Below are 3212 nucleotides of genomic sequence, written 5' to 3' on the forward strand. Positions count from 1 at the left end.
GACTCGCTCTTTCTCTGCGGCAACCAGGGTATGGAGGGTCTTTCCCAGGGGGCGAAGCCGGGCGAACAGTTCCTGGTGCTCCTCCTCCATCTTCCGCATGATCTCCTCCCGCTCCCGGATCTCTGCTTCACGCTCCCTGATCGAGAGGTACTTGTTCACCGCACGGGCAAAGTCGGCCCGGTGCTTCAGCGTATTGACCGTCTGTTCATGCTCCACCTTCTCCGTTTCCGCCCGTTTGAGCCTCTGCCCGGAGAGGTTCAGGCGTACATTCTGGAGTTTGAGCCCGGTTCTTTCGATCTCATTATGCACACTCTCGCAAGCCGCTCGCTTTCCGAGAATCTGCTCCTGCAGTTGCCGGTTCTCTTCCTCTTTCCGGGCGATTGCCGCAACGTACGCGACATACTGCGATGCCGCCCGCTGCCTTGCCTCCTCGTATGCCTGGTACGATCCGAGGAGGCGATCGTTTGCCGTCTGGAGGATGGAGATCTCGTTCTGGAGGTGCTCGTACTCGTGCAGGCGTGCCTGCTCCACCTGCAGTTTTCTGAGATCCTCCTGGGATTGATACAGTGAGTCGGCGAGCGCTTTCTCGACGGGATCTTCGTCTCCACCGTGAAATTTGAGCCGTCGCCTGTCCTGGAGGCACCGGTCTATCATCTTGATCAGCAGGTCCTCGACGAATGCCCTTGAATCCCTGAAACTGTGAAAGTGGGTTTTTAAGTAACTCTCCTGCCGGTTGATGAGTTTGATGAGTTCCCACTCCGACTCGATGAGATAGTAGTCCTTGAGCCGCCCCAGGTACTGTTGCCGGGTCTCGGCTATCCAGATATCATACCCTGCTTTTGCTTTTTCCCGGAGCATCTTTCGGGTTTCTGAATAGTCCTGGGTGAAGAAGTCTGCTCCCTCTTCCCTGCAGAGGGGAATCTTATCGATATCGAGGTCGTTTGGCTCACCGTAAAGGTGCAGGTAGGAGAAATACTTGATCTCGTCGCTCTCACCTTCATCTTCCTGATCGGACTTTCGTTTTGCACAGAACCCCGTCAGGAGATATCTTCTCCCATCTACGACCTCGTCCAGTTCCCATTCGGCCAGGACATGAGTCGTGCGGTTGCGATCGCCTCCGGTGAACATGTACTTAAAGGGTTTATTCGGGTCAGGAGCGACATTCGGGAGGACGCACTGGAGGATGAGCATTAAAAGGACCGATTTTCCCATGCCGTTGCCCAGTTCATAGGTACCATTGCGGCCATAGAACGGCATGCGGAAGTCCTGATATAACCCCCTTCCCTCGTTGAACTGAGCGTTTACTACCCGCACCGACCGGAGTTTAGGCATCCTCATCGCCCCCCTGATGGCCAAGCCCATCGATGAAGAGTGTGATGGCGTCCTGCACCTCGCGGTTGCTGTAGACCTCGCGGATAATCGCCTTGCAGCGCGGGGTGAGGTAGACGGCATCGTCGTGCTCTTTCGCGAGCTGGTTCTTCTCCAGGAAGGCGATCGTCTCGTTGATCAGGGTGCTCTTTGAGCTGACGCCCCACTGTTTCTTCTCGTCCGGATCGTCTTTCTTGAACTCTACAGCCGGGAGACTGCTCCACAGATCGTGGATGACCTTGAAGTTGAACTGGTATTCCTCGCCTGTCTTCTCAAGATCCTGGATCGCTCCCATTGCCTGCATCTTCTTCTCGACGGCTGTAAGGAGGTTTGCCTTCGCCACCTTCTCCACGTAGGCATCGTACGCGGACTCGTGGTAGAACTCGGTGATAAGAACGTGTATGATAAAAAAGACAGTGTACATCTCGGGGTTGTTGAACCCTCTCCCGAGGCTGCTCCGGATCTCGGCGTTTGAGAGGCCAAAGACCCGGTTCTGTACGCCGGGGCTCAGGTACAGGGCATCGTTATACCTGCAGACAAGCAGGTTGTGCTTCTCTGCACAGAACTCCAGCGCCTCCCTCACCTCAGCCTCCTGATCGTAGCGCAGGAACTCCTTTGGGTGATCTTTGCGTGCAATCGAGCCTTCCGCCAGCATGCAGTGGAGCATCTCCAGGGCGGTCCCAAGGTTCTCCCGGTCAAACTTCATGCAATCGTTCCCCGATAAACGTAAGATAAGAGAGATACACGTCCTCTTCTTCCCCGATCAACACCCGCCTTTCCGGCCGGGAGATCACCCGGATTCGATGGAACTCGCCCCCGAACCGGGCTGCGGCAGAAAGCAGGGCTTCTACCGCAGGCTCATTCTGGCCTTGCGGCGGATGAAGGTCGAAGATGGTCTCGTATGCCTCGCCATCCCTGGCGCCTTTGTTCAGCTCGATCAGGAAGGGGATCAGGTCGATGTGGTCTATCCCCTCGTCTCCCAGGCATGTGCGGATCACGCTCAGGTAGGCCGGCAGATCTATTGTTTCACTCTCCGCCAGCGCGTCAACCAGCAACTGCGCATAGATCCTGAAGTTCTCATCCTGCCGCCCCTCCACGATCTTCTCGATGGACTTCCTATCGCCCCACTCCTCGCTCGTCTTCACCTCTGTGTTCTCCGCCTTCCTCCCGACAATCCTCTGCGGCTCAAAGATCGAGCAGAGGCCAAACGTCCGGGAAACGTTCGGGAGGAGGAGAGGGTGCATCTCCACGATATGCACCTCGTTAGGTACGTTTGCGCGGATGTGGTTCTCCAGTGCTTCCTGGAACTGGTACCTCCGGTCAAAGAGCGATTTCATGCGGACCTGGCAGATCCACTCATACTCTGATGGGAGGTCGGTATAGTCTTTCAAGAGGGTGTTGTGGAGGGTATACCCGTACCCAAGTTCGGTCGCAAGTTCCTGGATGGCGATAAAGTCCTCTTCCTTCCCGAACGATTCGGGGGCGTGAGCGATTCGTTCCTGGTCTTTTGAGAGATCGCGGAGCGTCGCCTGGACCTGGGTGAAGAGTTCCTGCTCCTGCCTGATCTGAGAGATCACCTCCTGCGTGTAGGTGGTAAAGCCTTCGGCCACATCAGGGTCGCCGTACCTCATCCTGTCAAGCAGCGCCTGTTTCTTTCCTTTCTTGCGGAGTACTTCGAGGTTGAGGTTCCGCACCGTCTCCAGGGCGTTTCTAAACGAGCCGCTCTCAATCTGCTTCTTAAAGAGAATGAGGGCAACCGTGATCCTGGACTCTTCGGGGAGCTCCTTGATGCTGATCATGAACTCGAGGCCTTCATCGGTGATCCGGTAGCCGTCTTCGGTCAC

3 protein-coding genes are annotated in these 3212 nt (G+C 56.2%); all 3 read right to left on the bottom strand.

Translation table 11 applies throughout. The features are described from left to right. Positions 1 to 1338 (bottom strand): hypothetical protein (locus tag PLN84_RS12845; RefSeq protein WP_348532149.1); only part of this gene is annotated, 1338 nt, incomplete at its 3' end. Further along, positions 1325 to 2074, bottom strand: a complete 750-nt coding sequence (locus tag PLN84_RS12850; RefSeq protein WP_348532150.1) for a DUF6063 family protein — start codon at positions 2072 to 2074, stop codon at positions 1325 to 1327. The genes PLN84_RS12845 and PLN84_RS12850, both read right to left, overlap by 14 nt. Next, a partial coding sequence (locus PLN84_RS12855) for a hypothetical protein (protein WP_348532151.1) occupies positions 2064 to 3212 on the bottom strand: 1149 nt, incomplete at its 5' end. The genes PLN84_RS12855 and PLN84_RS12850, both read right to left, overlap by 11 nt.

It is taken from the genome of Methanoculleus sp. (assembly GCF_035363275.1).
In the GTDB taxonomy this organism is placed as follows: Archaea; Halobacteriota; Methanomicrobia; order Methanomicrobiales; family Methanoculleaceae; genus Methanoculleus.

Coding starts and splice junctions, on each gene's coding strand:
- PLN84_RS12850 (WP_348532150.1), bottom strand. CDS start 2,074: ATGAAGTTTGACCGGGAGAACCTTGGGACCGCCCTGGAGATGCTCCAC.